This window comes from Nostoc flagelliforme FACHB-838 (assembly GCF_014698065.1).
Lineage (GTDB): Bacteria > Cyanobacteriota > Cyanobacteriia > Cyanobacteriales > Nostocaceae > Nostoc > Nostoc flagelliforme_B.
Window position 1 is genome coordinate 1 of the sequence record NZ_JACJSI010000107.1, and the last position, 21404, is coordinate 21404.

The 21404-nt window shown below is 42.2% G+C and carries 21 protein-coding genes; 6 read left to right on the forward strand and 15 right to left on the reverse strand.

Annotated elements, in window-relative coordinates:
* Window positions 1-169: 169 nt before the first annotated feature.
* Window positions 170-1480, reverse strand: a complete 1311-nt coding sequence (locus H6G97_RS30200) for an alkaline phosphatase PhoX (RefSeq protein WP_190944200.1) — start codon at window positions 1478-1480, stop codon at window positions 170-172.
* 602 nt (window positions 1481-2082) lie between these two features.
* On the opposite strand from H6G97_RS30200, the gene H6G97_RS53045 reads away from it, so the two are divergent.
* On the forward strand, window positions 2083-2472 hold the full coding sequence (locus H6G97_RS53045; protein ID WP_242055424.1) for a hypothetical protein: 390 nt from the start codon (window positions 2083-2085) through the stop codon (window positions 2470-2472).
* The gene (locus H6G97_RS53050) at window positions 2469-2702 is read left to right on the forward strand and encodes a hypothetical protein (RefSeq protein WP_242055426.1); all 234 of its coding nucleotides are present in this window, start codon (window positions 2469-2471) and stop codon (window positions 2700-2702) included. Before H6G97_RS53045 ends, H6G97_RS53050 begins: the two co-directional genes overlap by 4 nt.
* Before the next feature lie 212 nt (window positions 2703-2914).
* Here H6G97_RS53050 and H6G97_RS30210 read toward each other — a convergent pair whose 3' ends face one another.
* From H6G97_RS30210 to H6G97_RS30240, 7 genes are all read right to left on the reverse strand, one after another.
* Window positions 2915-3319: a VOC family protein gene (locus H6G97_RS30210; RefSeq protein WP_190944201.1), complete on the reverse strand. Its 405-nt coding sequence runs from the start codon at window positions 3317-3319 to the stop codon at window positions 2915-2917.
* An 18-nt stretch (window positions 3320-3337) separates the two neighbouring features.
* Window positions 3338-3976, reverse strand: a complete 639-nt coding sequence (locus H6G97_RS30215) for a MiaE family protein (RefSeq protein ID WP_190944202.1) — start codon at window positions 3974-3976, stop codon at window positions 3338-3340.
* A 135-nt stretch (window positions 3977-4111) separates the two neighbouring features.
* Window positions 4112-5998, reverse strand: a complete 1887-nt coding sequence (locus H6G97_RS30220; protein WP_190944203.1) for a CheR family methyltransferase — start codon at window positions 5996-5998, stop codon at window positions 4112-4114.
* A gap of 111 nt (window positions 5999-6109) precedes the next feature.
* On the reverse strand, window positions 6110-6742 hold the full coding sequence (locus tag H6G97_RS30225) for a chemotaxis protein CheB (RefSeq protein WP_190944204.1): 633 nt from the start codon (window positions 6740-6742) through the stop codon (window positions 6110-6112).
* A gap of 90 nt (window positions 6743-6832) precedes the next feature.
* The gene (locus tag H6G97_RS30230; protein WP_190944205.1) at window positions 6833-7702 is read right to left on the reverse strand and encodes a polyphosphate kinase 2 family protein; all 870 of its coding nucleotides are present in this window, start codon (window positions 7700-7702) and stop codon (window positions 6833-6835) included.
* 172 nt (window positions 7703-7874) lie between these two features.
* Window positions 7875-8351, reverse strand: a complete 477-nt coding sequence (locus H6G97_RS30235; RefSeq protein ID WP_190944206.1) for a hypothetical protein — start codon at window positions 8349-8351, stop codon at window positions 7875-7877.
* Between the two features lie 296 nt (window positions 8352-8647).
* Window positions 8648-9904 (reverse strand): proton extrusion protein PcxA, encoded by a 1257-nt coding sequence (locus H6G97_RS30240; protein WP_338421866.1) that lies wholly within the window; start codon window positions 9902-9904, stop codon window positions 8648-8650.
* Between the two features lie 765 nt (window positions 9905-10669).
* Between H6G97_RS30240 and H6G97_RS30245 the strand changes: the two genes are divergently transcribed.
* Window positions 10670-10993: a thioredoxin family protein gene (locus tag H6G97_RS30245; protein ID WP_094347267.1), complete on the forward strand. Its 324-nt coding sequence runs from the start codon at window positions 10670-10672 to the stop codon at window positions 10991-10993.
* On the opposite strand, the gene H6G97_RS30250 is transcribed toward H6G97_RS30245, so the two are convergent.
* Both H6G97_RS30250 and H6G97_RS30255 read right to left on the reverse strand, forming a co-directional pair.
* Complete coding sequence (locus H6G97_RS30250) at window positions 10980-11213, reverse strand: hypothetical protein (protein ID WP_190944208.1); 234 nt, start codon at window positions 11211-11213, stop codon at window positions 10980-10982. The two genes, H6G97_RS30245 and H6G97_RS30250, sit on opposite strands and share 14 nt — an antisense overlap.
* 111 nt (window positions 11214-11324) lie before the next feature.
* Entirely contained in the window at window positions 11325-13175 is a 1851-nt protein-coding gene (locus H6G97_RS30255; RefSeq protein ID WP_190944209.1) for a S8 family peptidase, read from the reverse strand.
* Window positions 13176-13295: 120 nt separating this feature from the next.
* Between H6G97_RS30255 and H6G97_RS30260 the strand changes: the two genes are divergently transcribed.
* On the forward strand, window positions 13296-13730 hold the full coding sequence (locus H6G97_RS30260; RefSeq protein ID WP_190944210.1) for a hypothetical protein: 435 nt from the start codon (window positions 13296-13298) through the stop codon (window positions 13728-13730).
* 72 nt (window positions 13731-13802) lie between these two features.
* On the opposite strand, the gene H6G97_RS30265 is transcribed toward H6G97_RS30260, so the two are convergent.
* The 4 genes from H6G97_RS30265 to H6G97_RS30280 all read right to left on the reverse strand — a co-directional run bounded on the left by H6G97_RS30265 (window position 13803) and on the right by H6G97_RS30280 (window position 19440).
* The gene (locus H6G97_RS30265; protein WP_190944211.1) at window positions 13803-14258 is read right to left on the reverse strand and encodes an EVE domain-containing protein; all 456 of its coding nucleotides are present in this window, start codon (window positions 14256-14258) and stop codon (window positions 13803-13805) included.
* Window positions 14259-14369: 111 nt separating this feature from the next.
* Window positions 14370-15332 carry an MBL fold metallo-hydrolase gene (locus H6G97_RS30270; RefSeq protein WP_190944212.1) on the reverse strand — a complete coding sequence of 321 codons (963 nt, stop codon included), beginning with the start codon at window positions 15330-15332 and terminating at the stop codon, window positions 14370-14372.
* 59 nt (window positions 15333-15391) lie between these two features.
* Entirely contained in the window at window positions 15392-15751 is a 360-nt protein-coding gene (locus H6G97_RS30275; RefSeq protein ID WP_190944213.1) for a hypothetical protein, read from the reverse strand.
* Window positions 15748-19440, reverse strand: coding sequence for a WD40 domain-containing protein (locus tag H6G97_RS30280; RefSeq protein WP_190944214.1), 3693 nt, complete (start codon window positions 19438-19440; stop codon window positions 15748-15750). The genes H6G97_RS30275 and H6G97_RS30280 overlap by 4 nt, the downstream gene beginning before the upstream one ends.
* A 379-nt stretch (window positions 19441-19819) precedes the next feature.
* On the opposite strand from H6G97_RS30280, the gene H6G97_RS30285 reads away from it, so the two are divergent.
* Window positions 19820-20332 carry a cupin domain-containing protein gene (locus H6G97_RS30285; RefSeq protein WP_190944215.1) on the forward strand — a complete coding sequence of 171 codons (513 nt, stop codon included), beginning with the start codon at window positions 19820-19822 and terminating at the stop codon, window positions 20330-20332.
* 30 nt (window positions 20333-20362) lie between these two features.
* Here H6G97_RS30285 and H6G97_RS30290 read toward each other — a convergent pair whose 3' ends face one another.
* Complete coding sequence (locus H6G97_RS30290) at window positions 20363-20527, reverse strand: hypothetical protein (protein ID WP_190944216.1); 165 nt, start codon at window positions 20525-20527, stop codon at window positions 20363-20365.
* Window positions 20528-20726: 199 nt separating this feature from the next.
* On the opposite strand from H6G97_RS30290, the gene H6G97_RS30295 reads away from it, so the two are divergent.
* Window positions 20727-21023 carry a DUF4278 domain-containing protein gene (locus H6G97_RS30295; protein ID WP_190944217.1) on the forward strand — a complete coding sequence of 99 codons (297 nt, stop codon included), beginning with the start codon at window positions 20727-20729 and terminating at the stop codon, window positions 21021-21023.
* Window positions 21024-21404: the final 381 nt, after the last annotated feature.

Below are 21404 nucleotides of genomic sequence, written 5' to 3' on the forward strand. Positions count from 1 at the left end.
GATGTTACATATCATACTTGCTATGAGCGTCAGTCTGACCTAATTGAACAGGTTTCAGTATTTCAACAACAAATTAATGCCTCTCCCAATACAGTAGCAGATCGTTTGTGGGTGACAACTCATCTCAAACCTGATGAGGAAAAACTACGGGTCTCAACCTAGACGAGGTTTAGTCTCTATGACTTGTCCAAGGGCCCCAAATTGCGAAAGTAATACCAGGTGTTTGGATGTTAACAAACAAAGTCTTACCATCAGGTGAGAAGCAAGCACCAGCAAACTCCCTGTCATTGATAGCATTACGGGCGAATTGATAGAGTTCACCCTTTGGAGTAACACCTACTAAGAACTGCTCATCATCTCCATCTTCACAAAGAATGAGATCACCATAAGGTGAAACAACTATGTTATCTGGATTTTCCAGTTCGGCAGCAGATGTAGATTCTACAAACAGTTCAATTGTCTCTTTAGCGGGAATATAGCGCCAGACTTGACCAAGCTCTAAAGCACCGCCACTTGTACAGCAAAAGTAAATTTCATCGTTACCATACCAGATACCTTCCCCACGAGCAAACTGAGCTGCACCTTTTGCGAAACCTTCTTCTCGTACAGTATCTTCAGGCGGATTGGGATCAGTAATTGTTACCCACTCTACTTTCATCGGCTTCCGTTTGGGGAAACCAGCAAAGGTTTGTGCTTGAAAAATATTTTTGAATTTTAAAGCTTGAAGAGTGCCTCCTTTTTCTAACTTGCCACGTTCTTTTGGAATGAAACGGTAAAAGAGACTATCTCCCCGGTCTTCTGTCTCATAGACAATTCCCGTTTTGGGGTCTACGGCAACAGCTTCATGGTTAAATCTTCCCATAGCTATTAAAGGTTCAGGCTTCACAGGAGTAGTGGTACTGGCTGGAACTTCAAAATTATAACCGTGGGAAGTTGAGACATTATTGGTAGGATTTTCTGGGTCATTTGTAGCCACAGTGGAGATGTTTTCTTCACAGGTAATCCATGAACCCCAAGGAGTTGGCCCACCTGCACAGTTACGATAGGTTCCACTTAGGGAAGTAAAGTGTTTGATTAACTGACGATTAGGCCCAACAACTAAGTTTGTTGTACCACCTTTACAAAGTGGATCGTAGGGTCTTGGCCCGATGACTTGTGTAGCTGAACCAGGGCTAAGTTCGTGGTTGCGAACTAAAATTACTGTATTTCTGGGGCCTGGGAAAGCCGCCATCCCATCATGACCGCCAGCCACTAAAGTGCCATCGTTCATGAGTTCGCCTGTTAGAGAGAAAGTTCGATACTGAAATCCGGCTGGTAAATCTAACAAACCATTGGGATCTGGTACAAGGGGCCCATATCCTTTACCAAATTTTCGACCAAAGGCTTGTCTGGCTAGAAGACCTTCCATAGGAGACACCATCAAGGTGCCGACAGCAGTTGTACCTGCTATTGCAAAGAATTTACGTCTTGAGAATGTCATGAGGATGGTTTGGTTACTTGAAAAAGAATGCTGAAGCAAAAATATTTGATCTTGATTAAATTTGGGTAATGCTTTATTTAATTTAGGGTTAGTAAATAAAAGGTAAATTATATGATGAAATCTGCCTTATTTTTGGCAAATTAATGCATATATTCAAACAAAACAGCTATTTAGAGCCTAGGGCTATATATAAACAGGTAAATATAAAGAATAAACTTTATAAAATGTTGAATTTTGATATTTTATTCCGCACAAAAAATAATCTAAATAATGTGATAAAAATCAGTGCAAACAAAACATTATTTGTTTAAGATAAGTTAAAGAATTGTTTAAAAAACTAGTGCGGTAGTATTAGCATAAATTATAGGTTTTTGGCTGATTTCACAAAAAATAATCAGCAAATGTCAGCAGATTTTTGACTGTGAATGATACAATTTTTCTAACCTATTTCAGTGATTAATGCTGTGTTTAATCTCACTATTTAGGTAGATGAATTCACTTTATATAGTTCATCTTTTAAAGAATAATCAGTATTGGCTTCCATACTGATGAAAAGTTTGCAGACGAATACAACATCAGAATCTATTACTTTTATTAAGAAAATGAAAAGCATTCGTAACCAAATCAAATCTACTGTAGCTGTTGCTGCTTTCAGTTCTATAGCTACTTTAATGAGGGTTTCCAGTGCTGATGCTGCTTCTTATAAGCTTGATTGGCTAGGAGATCAAGGCTATTCAGCTGAGGGGCAGTTCAGCTATAATGATAGTTTTCTGGGAAGCATCGTCACAAAGGATCAACTGACTGATTTTGCAATTTCTTTCTTCAATCCAGAGGGAAGTTTATTGCAAAACTTTAACTACGATTTTCCACAATCGGACAGTGCTTTCAATTTCAATTTTGATACAGTAACAGAGACTGTTTTACAAACTGGCAATTTTGACACATCTAATGGTTTTGATTTGATTTGGGAATTGACTTTTCAACAGATGTGACAGGTTTAGATTTTTATACTTACCTAAATGCCGAGCAAGGATTGCCAACGGCTAAGATATTCTTAAAGGATGATCTCTCACCAGAAGTGTGCGACACATACCCAAACTGTAGATTGGATCTTGGTGGTGAGTTGACAGCAACTGCTATTCCTGAACCTGGCGCAATTTTTGGTCTGTTGGTACTTGGTTTGATGAATAAAGTTCTCAAGAAAAAACCAGCATCTATATAGACAGTGAACTTAAATAGTCTAAGCTAGGCTGGCTAGAACAGTAATTAAATATTATTCTAGCTTTAATGACCAAGGCATTTGTCAGGCTAGAAATACATAAAATTTTTAGGGGGACATATTGCAAATATGTCCCCTATTTGTAGTCTATCGAGCTTGGTATTAGAGCTAAGTTTGTAATTCAGATATTGGATAGTTGTATTGGCAGCAAATTTTTAACTAACAATTCCGAGATTATTATAGATTTCGATAAGATTGCCATCAGGATCGCGAAAATGAGCCGTGCGGATTCCCCAGTCTGGGCGATCTTGTGGTTCAGTCACAACGATCGCATTCTGATTTTTTACTTGCTCATAGACTTCATCCACGTTATCGACTGCGAAAATCAAGGCAATTTTATCTCGATTGACAATGTATGAAGGCTGTTCGATTCTGGGGACTACTTCAGCCATTAAGTCTTTTTTGAACAAACCGAGCTTGAGATATCCGGTATTCAACTCAGCATATCCGCTATCTTCATCGCCCCAATCGACATCAAATTTCAGCAGATCCCGGTAGAACAGAAAAGAATCTTTGTAGTTGGAGACAAGCAGTCTCAGGTGTGTTAGCTGAAGCTTCATATCTGTTGCCTTAGTCTACTAACTGTGAATTCTAGGTTCTGGGTGCAAATTCGCCAACAACTCACTTTCGACAATTGCCAATTCATCAAGCCGTTGCATGACAATTTCTTTGTCGAAATAAGTAGCAGCTAAAACCCAATATATACCGTAGTGACGCGCTTCGGATGCCATTAGCCCCCGATAAAATTTTGCTAACTCTGGCTCTGGACAGTGAGCAGCTAATAATCCTAGGCGTTCGTGAGAGCGAGCTTCGATTAAACCAGTGACTAGCAAGGAATCCAAAAATCGCTCAGGTTCTTTAGGGCGGACTTGAGCTTTTAAACCCGCGCCATAAGGAGGCGGTGGTAAGGGAGCTAGGGGAATATTCCGGCGTTCTAACCATTGGTTAACTAGCTCGAAGTGTTCTAATTCTTCGCGGGCGATCGCAGTTAGCTCCCGAACCATTTTAGTATTCGAAGGGTAGCGAAACATCATGTTCAAGGCCACACCTGCTGCTTTGCGTTCACAGTGAGAGTGGTCAAGTAAGATGATATCTAAATTAGCGATCGCTTGTTCAACCCAAGCAGAGCTAGTGGGTTGTTTCAGGGCGTTGATAGTCGGTAACTGAGTAAGCACAGAGTCAATCAATTTTGGATTTTGGATTTTGGATTTTTCCATAGTTTAAACTAGTAGTCCATTAAGGCAACTTTGCGGCGTTTATCGTCAAAAAATTAAATTCCTTTCTCCCCTTGCCTCCCCTGCCTCTCCTGCCCCCTGCCCCCTGCCCCCTGCCCCCTCCCTCTTTCATTCCTGTTACCGCCGTTCCTCCATTTCTTGACTAGAAATCATACTGCTGACTCTCTCTACATCTGCCATCATCAAAATTGCTCCTTGCATTTCAATGCCAAGCAGCGGGGTGATTGCCAGGTAACATTTTATTTGCTTACCCCGACGATTAGTCGCATCAAGGATCATTTCTTGAAACTGTTTTTTTCCCGATAGGGATTCGCGGATAGGCGATCGCAACTGCTCAAGGGGTAGCCCAATTTCTAAGCTGAAGATAGACTTTCCAATGACTTCATCAGTCCGCAAGCCCCATAAATCTTCTACCATGTAATTCCAAATAGAGATATTAAAGCTGCTGTCAATTACCACTATTCCCGTTTGGAGACTTTTGAGAATAGAGATAAGGAAAATGTTTGTACGATTGAGTTCTGTGGTGCGCTCGCTCAGTTCGTTATTAATTGTCTGTAATTCTTCATTGGTAGATTGGAGTTCTTCATTCATCGTCTCCAATCCTTCATTGGTAGATTGGAGTTCTTCGTTGGTAGTTTCTAATTCTTCATTGGTAGATTGGAGTTCTTCGTTGGTAGTTTCTAATTCTTCATTGGTAGATTGGAGTTCTTCGTTGGTAGTTTCTAATTCCTGTTGGGAACGTTGCAGGGCATCTTGGAGTTGAATATAACGCGTGACATTATTAAAGGAGATGCTGACTCCTAAGAAACTGGTATCTGTTTCTTGCAAAGGCGTAATTCGCACATCCAAATATTGTATTTCTGTATTAGACAAATAGCGCTTTACATTTGTCAGGCTGATGGGGCGGCGTTCATTATAAGCCTGTTCAATTAGCGATCGCAATTCAACTGGTCGATAGGAAAGTTCCAGATCCTGGAAAGGACGAGCTAAATCTTTGGGTGAAAGGGCGAACAAAGCCCGCGCCTGCTCGTTCACCATTACCAGAATGCCATTGATATCAATGACTATTTGGGCAATTGAGGCTGTGTCAAAACCCATATCTCGCAGCCGAAGGTTTCGAGCCAAAGGACTGCTACATTCGTCATCTACTGAATTTGCCATAACCAAGAGGCGATCGCGTAAATTCACCGTCGATACTTTAGCAAATATCCGGTTTTTCAAGTCCAGTGGAGTAAACAGATTAGAATGCATCAATAGCATCTCTGCTTTTCCTAAAAACAGATAGCCATTATCATTTAGTGCAAAATGAAACCGGGTTAAAATTCGCCTTTGAGTCTCAGAATCAAAATACATTAATGTATTACGGCTGACCAGTAAATCTAAGCGCGAAATGGGTGCATCCTGAAGCAGATCGTGGCGACCAAGAATCACTGAGCGACGCAAGTCTTGGCGGAAGACATAACGGTTCCCGACAATCTCAAAGTATTTATGTCGCAGTTCATCTGGTACCGTTTGGACATCCTTTGCTGAATACACAGCTTGCCTAGCTTGGTTGAGAGCATCTTCATCTACATCTGTGGCATAGATTTTCACTCGTTGGCGAAATTCCTCTGCTCCCAAAATTTCAGCCATCAACATTGCCAGAGTATAAGCTTCTTCCCCAGAAGCACAGCCAGCGCTCCAGATGCGGATTTGGTCAGAAGTTTTTTTATTCCTAATCAGATTAGGCAGTATTTTTTCTGCTATGTATTCCCAAGCTGATGAATCTCGAAAAAAATCGGTGACATTAATTAAGATAGTGTTGAAGAGATAATTAAATTCTTCTGGATAAACTTCTAGATAGTCTTGATACTCTTCAAAGTTTTCTATAGTTAATGACTGCATCCGCTTGAGTACCCGACGGATCAAACTTGATCGCTTATAGCCTGTAAAATCAAATCCGCGGTTTTGTCTCAGATGAATAAGTAGATTTTCAAATTTAGGATCTCTTTCTGCGGAAGTCATACCAATTTGGAATTTTAAATTAAAAGTCTTTTTATTTAGTCGTTTTTAGACAACTTGAGCTATTAGCTTCAAAATAAATTCTGAGACAGTTGTTGAGGCTGATGCAATATATCAGTCAATTTCAACATTACCCATGACCAAAGTCACCAGAGTACTCGATATTGCATCAAGGGGGAGAATAAAATCTACGTTACCAGTTTGAATTGCAGCTGAGGGCATCCCAGAAAATTCGGCGGTTTTTACCTCTTGAACAATGATAGTACCACCCATTTTTTTTATCGCTTCTACTCCCATCGCCCCATCGCTACCCGTTCCAGTTAGCACAATAGCGATCGCTCTGTCTTTATAAATGGTTGCAATTGATTCAAATAATAAATCAGCTGAAGGACGTAAAAAATGTACTAATTCCGACTGTGATAAGGAAAGGGTGCTGTCACCGTTAACCAACAGGTGGTGATTGGGCGGGGCAACGTAAGCTGTTCCTGGGGTAAGGCAATCTCCCTCTTGTGCCTGTTTAACAGCAAGAACCGTGCGCCGACCGAGAATTTCTGCCATGAACGAGCGGTGTTGGGGCGCAAGGTGTTGCACAATGGCGATCGCGGCGGGGAATTTTGCGGGTAGAGTTGATAGCACTTTAACTAAAGCAGTCACACCGCCTGCTGAGGCTGCGATCGCCACTATATCAAAGGCAGCATTATTAAAGTGAGGTGGATGATTTTTGGCATTTTCTGCCATTTGAATCATGATTTTTTGCTTATGATCATCTGCATAGCTTCTTTAGGACAAATAACATTAATCAACTTACAATTTTTAACCTTTTAAAAAAAAGATAAGTTAATCTTCCTGCTCTAAAATTAGTTTTGCCTGCAAAAGTTGCTGCCTATGTTCCTCATTAAATATTGGGTATTGCAAATTTAGCTCTTGTAATTTTGTGCAGATGATATTAGCCACTACTAAACGTGTAAACCATTTGCGATCGGCAGGAATAATATACCACGGTGCCCATTTAGTACTAGTATAGTTAAAAACCTCTTCATAAGCATTCATGTAATCATCCCAAAAAACTCGTTCTCTGACATCATTATCTGAAAACTTCCAATTTTTTTCAGGAGAGTTAATCCGTTCTAAAAATCGTTTTTTCTGCTCTGATTTTGAGACATTTAGAAAAAACTTTAGGATAATTACACCATTATTTACCAAATATTTTTCAAAATTATTAATTTCTCCAAAGCGCTGCTTCCATATCTTTTTTCCATCAGGAAAGTGAGGAAGTTGTTGTTTTTGAAGCATTTCTGGATGGACACGAACTACTAGCACTTCTTCATAGTAGGAGCGGTTGAATATTCCAATCCGACCTCTTTCTGGCAAAGCTCTCATTGAGCGCCAGAGATAATCATGGTCTAATTCTTCCGCACTGGGCCCTTTAAAACTAAACACTTGAAATCCTTGGGGATTAACACCAGAGGTAACGTGTTTAATAGTGCTATCTTTACCAGCAGCATCCATTGCCTGAAAAATAATTAATAAGGAATATGTATTTTGAGCGTAGAGAATATTTTGGTAATTAGCTAGTCGTTCAACATCTTCCTGTAATTTGATTGCAGCATCAGCTTTTTCATGAAAATCAGTCTTATAAGCTGGGTCATAGTTTTTTTTCAAAGAAATCTTTGAACCTGGCGGAACAATGAAAGCATCATGATCCATATATAAAATCTCCTTTGCTAACAGCTAATTAATACACAAGTACATTTTGAACTATTAATTACTCAACTTTTTATTGTAACTATTAAATTACAATACTCTTGTAGAGACGCAGCACTGCTACATCTCTACAATCTTTTTCACTCATATTTCGACCACAAAACTTAATTACGAATTACTTGCGTCGCTTTGGCATAGGACGCATTGCTTCTCGACCCAAAATAAACATCCCTGTGATACCTAAGCTGACAAACCAAACATATTGATACCAATATAGCTGAATCTGTTCAACTGTATTAACTTTTGGATGCAATGTGTTTAAGTATAGCAGCAGCAACAATATCATGAGCGCCCCAAAACCAACAAAGCTTAAGCCAACAAAAATTCGTACAGGACGCAGTTCAAAATCACTAATACTGTCTAAGTCAATTTCTGCCAATTTTTTAAAGGAGTCGTCTGCCAAAGATGAGGTTGCTTGGAATCTATTGCTCAGTTTTGGTGGCAAAATCGGCGACAGTGTTGCTACCGTTGGACGACGTAGCAAAGCTTCAGTATCTCGTAGCAATTGCAGTGGTTTACGGGTACTACTTGGTTGAGCAAACTCTATGTTATCTGTAGGAGTTGGGCCATTGGCTTTGCTTTCAAAATCCATAGCACGCTTTGAAAAAACTAGGATATACATAGCCTAGCGAATCAGGAAACAAAAGCGCCAAAATAATCCATAATGACATTCACGGACTCGCTACACTAGACTTCTTGCAGAAATGGGAAAAAGGCCCCCTCTGGGGATAAGGGGCGGGGGGAAAGGGGAAAGGGATGTAATTTTCCCTTTAACCTTTTCCCAACATCTTGCAAAAGTAAGTCAGTAAGAATAAATAAAACTAGGTTAAGTAATGTAAAAAATATTTTAGATTAGTTTTTAGTGTACTTCTTTGGGGATCTTGCTACTCATGCATCATCCATTTGTTTTAATGTAGCTAATGCCGACGGAGATAAACGACTGAGATAGCGGAAAATCCAGTATTTGAAGATAGTGTTTAAAATCACAGGAAATGTAGCAATAAAGAAAAAGATTAAGTTTCTACTGGCTGGCAAACCTAAATGTTCTGCCAATCCTGCAAGAATAACTTCCCACCCTTCTGGTGAGTGAAATCCTACAAATATATCTGTAAATAGAATAATTAAAAAAGCTTTAGCACTGTCGCTAAGACCATAGACAATGGTATCCATAAAAGACTTGATAATCCAAATTTCTCTTTTGCTAAGAGCGATAACCATACCAAAAGAAAATAGTGAGATTAAATCAGCAAAAACATTACTAATCTCATTGTTACTTTTTATCCGAAATTTTTCATACATTGCAACTGCTTTATTTTTCAGCTTTTGTTGTGTTAGCTCTGAAGAAAGTGGTGGCGCTTGATATAGCAAATATTCAAATCTTAGCTTTTCTTGAAAGTTATGTAATTCATGGAGAGCTTCTTTTTCCACGTCAGAATTGACAAAAACTTTAGTTGCATCATTTCCTCTAACTCTTTGTAATATGGGAATGACTAAAAACTCTTTAGATAATTGCTGAGTCAAAAGTGGTACAATGATTAGAGTCATCAAAAATCTTAAAGCAATTGTTGTTCTATTTCTAGAAAATCTATAATTTCTGATAAAATCTTCTTCGGCCTGTGGTGCAAAATCTGCTCTAACTCTATTAAGTCTCTTACTTATAGACATTCGAAACGCTCTATAATTTTGAGATGGAGATGTTGCTTTAATATTATTAATATTAGATGGATCTGGCTGTTCGTTAATTTCTATGGGTTGAGAAGTTGATCCTAATGTGCTACTAGTTAGCTGATTTTTGATAGCATACTTTTCTACAACTTCATCAATAACTTTGAGTTTATCTAAGAGAATAGAGTTAGAAATATTTATAAATCCCCGACTAAATTGGAACTCTGCAAGCCTTAGCTTGATAATAGTTAAATTTTTATCAAGGTATACTTGCCAATATGACATGACATTTTCAGTATATTTTACTGATTCTGAAGATATTTTTTTGTTACCAAAATGTTCTAGCTCAATGTTTTTAATTCTCTCAGCTGCTTGGTAAGCTTCTAAGAGTGCCCTTTCTGGTGTATTTAAAAACCAATGATTAAGCGATCGCCAGTATTTTTTCAGCTTTTTGCGAAATAATTTTGCTGTTTTGGGCAATGAATATTTCATTACATATATGACTATTTATACAATTTGTATTATAGTTATATAACCATGAAAAATAATTAACGACTAGTTTAAAATATTATTAACTATTACGGTAAAGCAAAGAAGTCGGAGAAAATAAATTAAACTAGGTTAAGTAATGTAAAAAATCTAGAAATTAGTTTTTAGTGAGCGGCTCTAGCCCTCATTTGCAGACTAAAGTCCTCTCTATGAGATGCTAGGCGAACATTACAAACCTCTAATTATTTACGTAGTTATATTGAGTTATGAACTCAGTATGCCACTGTTTTGGAAATAAGTACTTAAGCTATATGTTATTTAAATAATACAATATCAATTTTTTATGAAGCTGCATAGAATGCGATCCCTCCTAGCCCACGCCAGTCGCTTATGGGGGAAACCCCCTTGGCGCTAGCCTCTCCCTTTGGGAGAAGACCGCGCTGGCTCCCCTTAATAAGGGGGGAACCGGAAAAAAATCTATCAAAGTCCCCCTTAAAAAGGGGGATTTAGGGGGACCAAGATATATGCAACTTCACATTAAATTGGTATAACGCTGATAATGAGCGAAATAGCGAGTTCAATTTAGATTCAAGGTAATTGACCACGGGGCGATCGCGAGTAATTTCATATTACCTGTAAACTCAGATGGATTGGCATAAGTTTCAGCCTTAAGTTGACATTAATGACCAGCTATATGGTAATATTTCATGGAAATATGATGACAAACTTTGCTTAAAATCAAAAAGTAGCCAACCCATGAGTTTAGCTGTAATTAAGTTCTCTTCAGAAGAGTGCGGCATCTGCCATAAAATGTCTTTTTATGACAAAAAGGTGGCTGAAGAACTGGGTTTAGAATTTATCGATGTAAAAATGCAAGATACGACTGCTTACCGCAAGTATCGCAAAATTTTATTGACTCAATATCCCGATAAATCAGAAATGGGATGGCCTACTTACATCCTCTGCAATTCTCCAGAAGGGGAATTTCAGATTGTGGGTGAGGTAAAAGGAGGTCATCCCAAAGGGGAGTTTAGAAGCCGTCTGCAAGAAGTTCTGGATTCTACAGCTAATCAGAACTAATTACCTCAAAAGATTTAATCTCCAGGACAGGGCCAATCATGGCAATAGTCATAATATCTTCGCGCACCTGTCCTTTAACTTTTGCTTTTTGTCCGGTTTTGAGTAAGTCTTTATCAGCCCCTCGGAGGATTTCGTAAGTAACGCCCTCTTCGGTGACTAATGCCCATGCGCCTGTGCCAATATCACGGCGTTCGATTGTACCTGTAAGTGTAATGCTCATAAAAAGTGCTGAGTTGGGGATTGGGAACAGGGGAAGGTGGGGCCCCTTTGGGGATAAGGGGTAATGGGGGCTGGGGATTGGGGAAGAATTTTCCTAGTCCCCAGTCCCTTTTTATGCCGTTTTTTCTTCGTTTTTCAATGCTAAACGAGCAAGTCCATAACAGATTAGGGCATTGGCAATGAGGAAGAGGCGTGCTAAGTTACCACTTCCCAATCCCCAAACTGCCGGATCGAAAAACGCACTTATAGTTAAGCATGCTGCTACACCTAAAGTTGAACCAATGGCAAACCATTTCCAACTAGGATGTCCCAGCAGCAATGCCATTAACACAACGGGAATAAGTACACTAGTAAACAGGGGATTCAAGGCATCAGTTCCCTGAAGGGTATTGCCTAATTCGGGGATTGAACTGCCCAAAACCCGCAAAGGCCATTGGGGAAGATCAAAAATATAGATTCCCTTGAGGAAGAATAACCCAGAACTGCCGGCGATTAGTCCACTAGATAAAGACCAACTCCAAGTGAAGGGGAAGTAAACCCGTAAAAACCAAGCCAGCAGATAAGAACCAACTACCATTAAAACCTTGGGTAACAGTGCTACTGCACCACCATCAATCCAAAAGCCGGGGTTAAGATAGCCGTTATCCCGTAACCAGCGAAAGAAATCTGGAAAACTGATTTGTCCGCTAAAGGCTAGTTTGACTGCTGCTTCTGCATTAAGTTGTCCAGCGCCATAATAGTTCAAGCCATCATCTTGGATAACTCGCGCTGACTGCTTGAGGACTTTTAAAACTTCATCTGGTTCTTTGATGCCAGCAGCTCTGATTAATGCCGCAACACCAGCAACGTGGGGAGCAGCCATGCTTGTACCCTGGAAGCCCAGAAATACTCCTTCGCCCTTTTCATCGATAGTTTCTTGGAGAATTTTACCAGCTTCACTGCCACCAGGAGCCGATATATCTACCCCTGCGCCAAAGTTAGAATAGGGCGCTCTTTCGCCATCTGGGCCAGTTGCCGAAACGCCAATGACGTAAGGATAGCGGGCTGGATAGCTTACCCCATTAGTGTTTTCATTGCCGGCTGCGGCAATAATAACTACATCTTTTTTATGGGCATACTCGATCGCTTCTTTCATTAACTTGCTTTCACCGACACCGCCCAAGCTCATATTGATCACATCTGCGCCTTTATCAGCAGCAAATTTAATCGCTTCAGCAATATCGGCAACGGTACCACCGCCATAAGAACTGAGTACCTTCAGCGGCATCAAACTGGCTTCGTAGGCAATTCCAGCTACGCCATATTTGTTATTTGTGGCTTGGGCAATAGTTCCAGCAACATGGGTACCGTGACCGTTATCGTCTGTGGCTTCTTCTCGGTCGTTAACAAAATCATAGCCCTTGACGAATTTTGTCTCATACAAGTCACGAACCTTGGTAATCCCAGTGTCAATGACTGCAACTGTGATACCGCTACCTTTGGTTTGACTCCATGCGCCTTCAATACCGATTTTATGCAAGTTCCACTGCTTGCTGTAATATTGGTCATTGGGGCCAGTTAATGAAGAACTTACTTCTTCATCTTCTTGGGGTCTTAAAAATTCTCCTAGCCAAGCGGCTTTGCCTGGTTGAGGAATCTTGTTGTAGATATAGTTTGGTTCAATGAATTCTGTCGCTTGGGCAAACTGAGATTTTTTCAGTTCTTGGAGTCGTTGGCGATCGCCCTTGATAATATACACATTATCTTTTTTAGAAAACTTGTTGTCTAATTGGGGTGTAACGTTGTATTGTTTGGCGATCGCTTGCAAATTCTGTTCCACTACAAGTGATGGAATATCTTCCCGAAAATCAAGCAAAATCGTCTCAAACTCTCCTTTAACTGCCAATCCCTGGAAATTCAGGAAACCAAATATGGCAGATCCTAGCCCAATGACAAACAAGCACAATAATATAAGCTTTCTCATATTAACTCATCACCGCTTTTTGCCAGTTTGCTCACTACCATAACTTATCTCCATCCTTTAGTGGTGGATTCTGCACTTTTAGTTACAAGTTTCAATTCATTACTCAGGATTTCTTAAACGATGGAACGTGGTCTTTTGTGGTTGCCCCTGTTAGTAATGTTTTTCTGGTTGGCTTGGCAAGGTTCGAGGGAGTATCAAAAAGTTGAAGCCTATCGCACCTGGGCAGAGCAATTTGAACGGGCTAAGTATGATATTTACGCTGTACTGGGTCAAAAAGGCAACAATCTAACTTGGGGTAAACCCACGCCTAAAGGCCCTATTAAACTAGAAACATTCTCTTTGCTTGATGTCAAACAAATCTACTTATTGATAGATGACAAACAAGTAGATATAGATAATATACCGGAAAAAGGCCGTTCTATAGAATTAGAATTTCTATTTTCCGAATCTACTGGCTCAGTACGGGTTCCGTTTACAGAAATTCCTTTAGCGGCAGAATGGGGTAAGTTTTTGCAAAGGGTATTACAAGAGTTGCGATCGCAATCACAGGAGTAGTTATATTTAAATAGATGGGCTGATAATTCGTAATTCGTAATTCGTAATTTTGAGTCCTGCTGTAATTTTCAACTAGGAGATTTTCATCGCCAGAATCTTCAAAGCTACTGCTTCAGGGACGGGCATCACCGATAAGCGATTTCCTTGTCTTACCAGCATTAGCTCTTCGGCGCTAAACTTCTCTTTAAGTATTGATAGCAAGATCGGGTTAGAAAAAGTCTCAACAAATTCTACTACAACTGTTTGCCACCGAGGAGATTCGGAACTTGATTTTGGGTCGTAGTATTTACTTTCTGGCTCAAACTGAGTTGGGTCAGTAATATCTTTTTTCACCACACGCATTAAACCAGCAATGCCGGGAAGATTAGTGTTGGAATGATAGAAAAAAGCTAAGTCTCCCTCATGCATTTGGCGTAAAAAATTGCGAGCTTGATAATTGCGAACACCGTCCCAAATAGTCTCGCTCTGCCGTTGAAGGTCGGCAATGCTATAGACTTCTGGTTCTGATTTCATTAGCCAATAATTCATCTACACAAGTTATTAATATATTACAAGAGTATTTCAGAGGAAGGTAATTATTTCAAGCTAAAAAAATTACGATACAGTTGTCATGCGGTGGTTCGTGTGGCACACCACTCGTTAATTGCGCCAGCGATAATCTACAGGTACCCAGGTATAACCCTTATCCTCTGCACGGATGTGCCCCACTCCTGGAAAAGGCAAATGTGCAGCGGCGATTAGGGAGCGTGATTTTTCTGCACGGATAAACTGTTTCGCTCGTTGCTTTGCTGCGGCATTTGAATTGACATCGTAGACAACTGTGATTTTAGGATTTGGAAATTGAATCGAGCCGAAGTGAAGAATATCACCCCAAAACTCAATGCTCTCGCCTTCGCTTTCAACTACATAAAAGCTGTGTCCCGGCGTGTGCCCAGGCGTGGGACGCGCAGTGATTCCTGGTAAGATAGTTATTTCGCCAGAAAACGATTTAAGCTTGTCTGCATCAAGGTATGGTTTGACCGTTTTGACTGCTTCATCGAAATATCTGGGGTCGAGATGCAATCGCTCTGCATTCGCGGGATCGAGCCATAAATCGACATCAGGCTTGCCAGCGTAAACTGTGGCAGCAGGAAACATCAGTCGCTCATTTTCAACCAGACCACCGCTATGATCGGTATGGATATGGGTAAGGAGAATCATGTCAATCTCATCTGGTGCATAGCCCGCTGCTTTCAAGGAAACTTGCAGCTTGCCACCTAGCTTTGGCCCGAACAATTGTCCCGCTCCAGCATCCACCAACACCTGTTTATCTCCGGTATCGATCAGAAACGCATTGATTGAGGTTTCAACAGGGTTCGTGCGAAAGTTTCTATGGAGGAGACGCTTGATCTCTGCCGAGTTCGTATTAGTTAAAACCTTATTGATATCTTGCGGTACTGTACCATCACTAAGTGCCGTAATCGTGAATTCGCCTAACCGAAAAGAGTAAACACCAGGTAATTGAGCTTTTAGAGTTTGACCTGGAGCCATCCCCGGAGAAATATACGAGATTGTAATAATCAGTACTGTGGTTATAACAGCTAAAATTGCTCTAAAAAACATAGTGTATCCTCTAAATTTTCATTTCTCTAAGTATGATTTTCGGAGTGCTGATTTTTAGCCTAAACTCCAGCAGTTTTTTGAGGCAACGAGCGGTTGTCAGTCACCTCTCCACGCTGAAGAAGATGGAGAAAGTCCTGTTCATCTGCGATCGCTTTCCAGTTAATTTGGTAGAGATCGGAAACTCGAACAGTATATTTTTGTTGAGTCAAAACGGATACTGCAAGGTCTTCGACCACCTCGCCCACCTGAATTTCAACATCATCGTAAGGATGCAATTGCTCTCGTCCAATTTGCAGCAGTTGCACAGGTGAAATTCCATCTCGAGAAAAGAAACCATGAGCAGCATGAGCAACTTGATTGCGTGGCTTTCCAGCATCGTAGGCCAAGCAGCTTTGCTTTGCTGTAAACAATCGCTTCACCGTGAAATTGCTCCTAATGCTGTCAGTGTTGTTTTTTGAGCATTTGTCAATCCTGTAGCACCTTGAATATTCATGCCTTCATAGAGGCGATCGCCTCTCACCGTTCTGATACAGCGTCCCGTAGTGACATCCCACAGTTTTATGGTGCGATCGTCACTGCCACTGAATACAATTTGACCGTCAGAGCTAAAGATGACTGACCTGATCCAGCTGATATGTCCGGACATGACATGAAGGCATTCTCCTGTTTGCAAATTCCACAAGCGCACGGTTTGATCGTCACTGCCACTTGCCAAAAGTTGACCATCAGGGCTAATGGCGAGAGTATACGCGGCACTGGTATGTCCTCGTAACATTCGCAGACAGGCTCCAGTTTGCATATCCCAAAGGCGAATAGTTTGGTCAAAACTGCCGCTCGCCAGAATCGGCTCGGTTGGATGAAATGCTAGCGTGTAAAGCCCACCCCCGTTCCCTTCTATCATCCGCAGACAGGCTCCAGTTTGCACATCCCATAACCGAATGGTTTGGTCAGAACTGCCACTTGCCAGCGTTTGCCCTTTGGGATCAAAAGCGATCGCCTGAATGCTACCCCGATGACCCCGTAGCACTTGCAAGCATTGACGAGTTTGCACATTCCACAAGCGTACTGTCTGGTCAAAACTACTGCTTGCCAGGGTTTGCCCTTTGGGGTTAAAAAGCACCGCTATTACGGGGGCATCATGAGCATTCCAGCGATCACCCTGTCCTGTTTGGACATCCAATAGAAAAATAGAGCCATCTTGCCCATTGGTGGCGATCGTTTGACCATCTGGGCTAAAGCTTAAATTTGAAACTCGGCTGGTTTCTCTGTAGAGGGTTTTCCAGGGAAGCAAGCTGAGTGGATCGCCATCAACCTGCCACTGCCATAAGTGAATCGTTCCCGCTTGGCTACTACTACTAGCAAGCAGGTGGCTCATAGTGGCTGGCTCGGTTCCCGCAGGGATAGAGTCATTCTGCTTTTGAGATGCTGCCAACGGGATGGGACTAAAACTCAAGGAGTGTTTTCCATCGGTCGTATAGCCGCTCAACGTTTTGATACTTTGTCCGCTTGGCATCTGCCACAACCGTACCGTTCGGTCTTGGCTAGCACTGATCAATAGCTTACCGTCTGCACTGATGGCGATCGCCAGAGTAGCGCCAGTATGCTCGGCCAGAATATTCATACAGTGTCCGTCTTGCACATTCCAAATCCGAAGGGTTTCATCATCACTGCTACTCATTAAAGTGCTACCCTCTGGACTAAATACAATGCCTCGAACCCAGTTGGTATGCCCTCGCATCGGTTTGAATTCAGGATTGGGGGAATGCGTTTTAGAATTAGATGGATGACTCCATAGTTGGATGCAGCCATCGAGATCACCACTTGCTAACCATTGACCATCTGGACTGTAACGCACACAGCGAACGCCAGAAGAATTCCCTTGCAACACATTTAAGCATTTTCCAGTCTCAACATCCCAAATCCGAATCGAGGTATCGTTACTGCCGCTGGCTAAAGTTGGATAGTTGGGCGAGAAGTGAACGGAATAAACATTTTTGGTGTGTCCTTTCAAAACGTGCAAGCAGTCACCCTGTAAATTCCACACTCTCACAGTTTGATCATCACTGCTACTTGCTAACCATTGACGATTAGCGCTAAAGCTTAAAGACCAAATTCGCCCCGTGTGCCCGGCCAAAACCTGCAAGCACTCACCACTTTGCACATTCCATAACCGCACCACAGCATCATTACCGCCACTCGCCAACGTCGTGCCATCGGGACTAAATGCAACAGCCCAAACCCCACCGCTATGTCCCTCAAAAGTAGCGAGGAGTTCATGGGATGTGACATTCCACAGATACACCATCCCGCTTATATCACCCACGGCAAAACATTGACCATCGGGGCTAATATCGACTGATGTTGCAATCCCCAAGGTCTCAGAAAAAAGGGATGTTGCTAAATTCGCATTTTGAAAATTGACTCCCGCCAAATTAATCTGTCTTAGGTCGGCTTGTCGTACTACGAGGAAAGAAAAATCGGAACCCTGCAAATCTACTTTGAGCTGCACCAGCAGATTGATCAAATTCCCCGCCGCATATCCTGCTCCATATTCTGGCTGTTGTCGCTGTTGTGCCAGAAGCAGCCTTGCTCTATCTTCAACTTCCGACACATTTCGATAAGACGATAAAAGCCATTCCATTACAGGCTGTACGATGAATCGTAATTGCATCTCTCGGATATAGTCTTTTGCCTGTACTCGAATCAATGAATGACTTTGCCATACATCAAGTTGTCGAGTTGTAAATTCTGTACAGACCTGTTGTATCAACCGTTCTGTGACATATTCCATTACAACGGGCTGCAAGAAAAATAATCCATCTGTTTTTTCGAGTAGCGATCGCCGAAGCAGCGAATTTATTTGTTGGGGAACGGTTTGCTGTGAGGCTGCACCGATAACGTTTTCACGAATAGGAGCGATCGCCATCGGCTCTCGGTGAATAGCAAACCAGTAGAGAATTTTCTGTTCCTCTACCGATAGGCGATTGAATTGGCGAGCGAGCAGATCGCGGATGTCTTCAAAGACAAAAACGCTCTGCTCAAGATAGGTTAGAACCTCTGCAATGCTGCCGTTGAACAAATCTTGCGTGGCAGATGCGACCAACTTCAGCGCCAGAGGATTGCCGCCATAGTGATTGATCAGGGTTTGCCACTGGGCAAGTGAACCTGTAAATGCTCCCTTTTGCCGAAAAATGGCGCGTCCATCATCGGGCGTGAGTCCACCCAGAACCAGCGATCGCACTACGCTCTGTTCGCCTTCCATCAACGCGATTTCCCGTGGCTTTTCGCGACTGGTTAGCAAGCAACAGCTTTGATGGGGCGTTTCGCCCAGCGTTCTCAAAAACTGTCCATAAGCTTCATAGCCCGATCTCCACTGACCCACCTGCTCACTGTGCAGAATGGTTTCAGCGTTATCTAAAATCAACAGACACCTCTGCGATCGCAAATACTGCATCAATAAGACAAGCTTTTCGTCGAGCGTAGCCGGGATGATCGGATCGTCTCCCTGAAGTGGCATGAGAAATTTCAACAGGCTGGTCAGGAGTTCGTCGAACGAGGGGGCATTCGCCAGCGATCGCCATACCACAATCTCAAACTCAGACTGCATCTGTAGCGCTGCTTTGACGGCGATCGTACTTTTGCCAATCCCGCCAATCCCCAGCAGCCCAACCACGCGACAGCGTTGGGTCACTATCCACTGCCAAAGTTGCGCCAATTCGGTTTCACGACCATAAAACACCCTAGCATCAACCGCGTTATCCCAGTCTTGTTGCGGATCTTCTCGCTGCGACTCTAACGTTTTAGAGGCTGTGACAGGGGGTGCATAATCATCCTTTGTGAGTTCCAGCCCAAATGCTTGAAAAAGGATCTCTAGCGATTGCCGATCAACACCAAGTTCGCGATTAAGGATTCGGGCGAGGGTATTGAGTGATAGTCCTGTGCGTTCGTTGAGATCCTCCTGCGTGAACCGCTTACCCCAGGTTTCCTCCGATTCTGCCTGCTGTTTTGCCGCTTGAAATCGCTGCCATCCATGAGGCGACACAATGACTCCTCTGACTCGTGCAGAAGCAACTCTACTGCGCTTGGATTTCTTGGCATTGGCATCCATAAGCAAATTGCTGATTTTAGGGCAAAGCAAATCTTTTTTATAACGGGCTGCATCCTGCGAGTGCGAATTGCAAACCACTGAATCAGGGTCTTTTTTCCTGAAGAATACCACGCTTCACTATAAGTTGTAGCTTTAACTCAAGAAACTTGCGTGGGCTAAATGGAAACGGCAGCAGCGTAAAACCCTCTCTACGAGAGGCTGCGCCCTAAGCGATAGTGTTAGTGGTAGCGACGTTAGGAGCGTTGGCGCTGCTAGCCTAGCTGATCGCCTTAACTGGGCCGCTTAACTAGCAGATATTGAGTGGTGCAATTTGGAGAAATTTTGCAAACTAAGTTCATGTCGCAACAGCTTACGCCATAGCTATTTAGGAGATAAAGCCATGAATGAAACAATCTCTGTCAATGCCAAAGCTACATTAGTTCAGCCTGGTAAGGGTTCCACATATTTAGTCCTGGGTGACTTATACACCTTTCTCGCTGTGGGAAAAGATACGGGCGGAACCTATTCGTTATACGAGATAGTGATGCAACCGCAAAGCACTACACCACCCCACAGTCACGACCAAGCGGCTGAATCCCACTATATTCTTGAGGGTGAGGTTGAGTACCAGTTTGACGAACAAACTACTGTCGCAACTCAAGGAACCTACCTATCCTTTCCCAAAGGTTTGCGCCACGGTTTCAAGAACGTCGGGTCAAAGCCTGCTAAAGTGCTTGTGATAGCTACACCTTCTGGGCCTGAGCAGTTTTTTGCAGAAGTAGGTCAGCTAGTTAACCTGCCAATGAACCCTGAAGAAGAGCGCAATCAAAACCGTCCCCCTAGTCCCGCCGACATCGAAAAAGCCGTTGAAATCGCTTCGACGAAGTATGGGATAAAATTTCCCCTATCCTAATTGCCTAAAAGCATCGAGCCAGAGGAGTTCTTAGCCAGCCCTGCGCGATCGCAAATACTGCATCAACTTCAATAACTTTTTATCTAGTGTTGCCGGAATGATGGGATTGTCTCCCTGAAGTGACATGAGAAATTTCAGCAGGCTGGTCAGGAGTTCATCTAATGAGGGTGCGTTGGCAAGTGATCGCCATACCACAACCTCAAACTCAGACTACATCTGTAGCGCTGCTTTGACGGCGATCGTACTTTTGCCAATCCCGCCAATCCCCAGCAACCCAACCACGCGATCGCGTTGGGTCACTATTCACTGCCAAAGTTGTGCCAATTCGGTTTCACGACCATAAAACACCCTAGCATCAAACCCAACTCATTACATTCATTCAAAAGGTGAAACCATGAAACTTCAATATCGCGGTGTTAGCTACGAATACGACTCCTCGAAGCTTGAAAGCCAGAACAGAAGACAGCCCTTTAAGCAAGTTCGTGGCTCTGGTCACGCTTATAATTTGATTTACCGTGGGCTTACCTATCGTATCGAGCCGAATACAAAGCAGAGTGAAGTTCCTGTACAACCAGTAGCTTATAGATTGATCTATCGAGGAATCGCTTACTTCGTGAATAAAACTGCACAGGGAGAAGTTAGCGTAGTTACTCAACCTGCAAGCACTTCAAAACTTATCAGGTCAATTTAATTTGTACAACTCAATGCTTTCTGATTCTTGAGTTTATTCTGCAATTCCTCATTCATCAATAAATTGCAAGTTTTTGTCTCTACCGAACTATTTCACAAGTTGAGGCTAATTAAATAACTCATATTCTCCATCTTGATGCCAGTCCCCGTGGAGATCGCTCAGTCTCCCGCACCATTGCAAAAGAGTTCATCTCAGATTAGCAAGCTGCTCATTCAAACAAAGTAAAATCATGCTTAAATTCAATTTCCAACTGACTGCCTTAGCCTTTTTATAGCAACAGACAAGGCGGTTAGGACGCTAGGCGAAGTACATATTCCATAGCATCCCTGATACAGTCAAATTGAATAAGTTGTTGACGAATTCGACTCTTCAACCATGACC

Excerpts from the sequence above, each read along its gene's own strand:
- H6G97_RS30280 (WP_190944214.1), bottom strand. The coding sequence starts at position 19,440 with ATGGATGCCAATGCCAAGAAATCCAAGCGCAGTAGAGTTGCTTCTGCA.
- H6G97_RS30265 (WP_190944211.1), bottom strand. The coding sequence starts at position 14,258 with ATGAATTATTGGCTAATGAAATCAGAACCAGAAGTCTATAGCATTGCC.
- H6G97_RS30250 (WP_190944208.1), bottom strand. The coding sequence starts at position 11,213 with ATGAGCATTACACTTACAGGTACAATCGAACGCCGTGATATTGGCACA.
- H6G97_RS30210 (WP_190944201.1), bottom strand. The coding sequence starts at position 3,319 with ATGAAGCTTCAGCTAACACACCTGAGACTGCTTGTCTCCAACTACAAA.
- H6G97_RS53045 (WP_242055424.1), top strand. The coding sequence starts at position 2,083 with ATGAAAAGCATTCGTAACCAAATCAAATCTACTGTAGCTGTTGCTGCT.
- H6G97_RS30200 (WP_190944200.1), bottom strand. The coding sequence starts at position 1,480 with ATGACATTCTCAAGACGTAAATTCTTTGCAATAGCAGGTACAACTGCT.
- H6G97_RS30260 (WP_190944210.1), top strand. The coding sequence starts at position 13,296 with ATGGAACGTGGTCTTTTGTGGTTGCCCCTGTTAGTAATGTTTTTCTGG.
- H6G97_RS30220 (WP_190944203.1), bottom strand. The coding sequence starts at position 5,998 with ATGACTTCCGCAGAAAGAGATCCTAAATTTGAAAATCTACTTATTCAT.
- H6G97_RS30295 (WP_190944217.1), top strand. The coding sequence starts at position 20,727 with ATGAAACTTCAATATCGCGGTGTTAGCTACGAATACGACTCCTCGAAG.
- H6G97_RS30270 (WP_190944212.1), bottom strand. The coding sequence starts at position 15,332 with ATGTTTTTTAGAGCAATTTTAGCTGTTATAACCACAGTACTGATTATT.
- H6G97_RS30285 (WP_190944215.1), top strand. The coding sequence starts at position 19,820 with ATGAATGAAACAATCTCTGTCAATGCCAAAGCTACATTAGTTCAGCCT.
- H6G97_RS30255 (WP_190944209.1), bottom strand. The coding sequence starts at position 13,175 with ATGAGAAAGCTTATATTATTGTGCTTGTTTGTCATTGGGCTAGGATCT.
- H6G97_RS30245 (WP_094347267.1), top strand. The coding sequence starts at position 10,670 with ATGAGTTTAGCTGTAATTAAGTTCTCTTCAGAAGAGTGCGGCATCTGC.
- H6G97_RS30235 (WP_190944206.1), bottom strand. The coding sequence starts at position 8,351 with ATGGATTTTGAAAGCAAAGCCAATGGCCCAACTCCTACAGATAACATA.
- H6G97_RS30225 (WP_190944204.1), bottom strand. The coding sequence starts at position 6,742 with ATGATTCAAATGGCAGAAAATGCCAAAAATCATCCACCTCACTTTAAT.
- H6G97_RS30215 (WP_190944202.1), bottom strand. The coding sequence starts at position 3,976 with ATGGAAAAATCCAAAATCCAAAATCCAAAATTGATTGACTCTGTGCTT.
- H6G97_RS30230 (WP_190944205.1), bottom strand. The coding sequence starts at position 7,702 with ATGGATCATGATGCTTTCATTGTTCCGCCAGGTTCAAAGATTTCTTTG.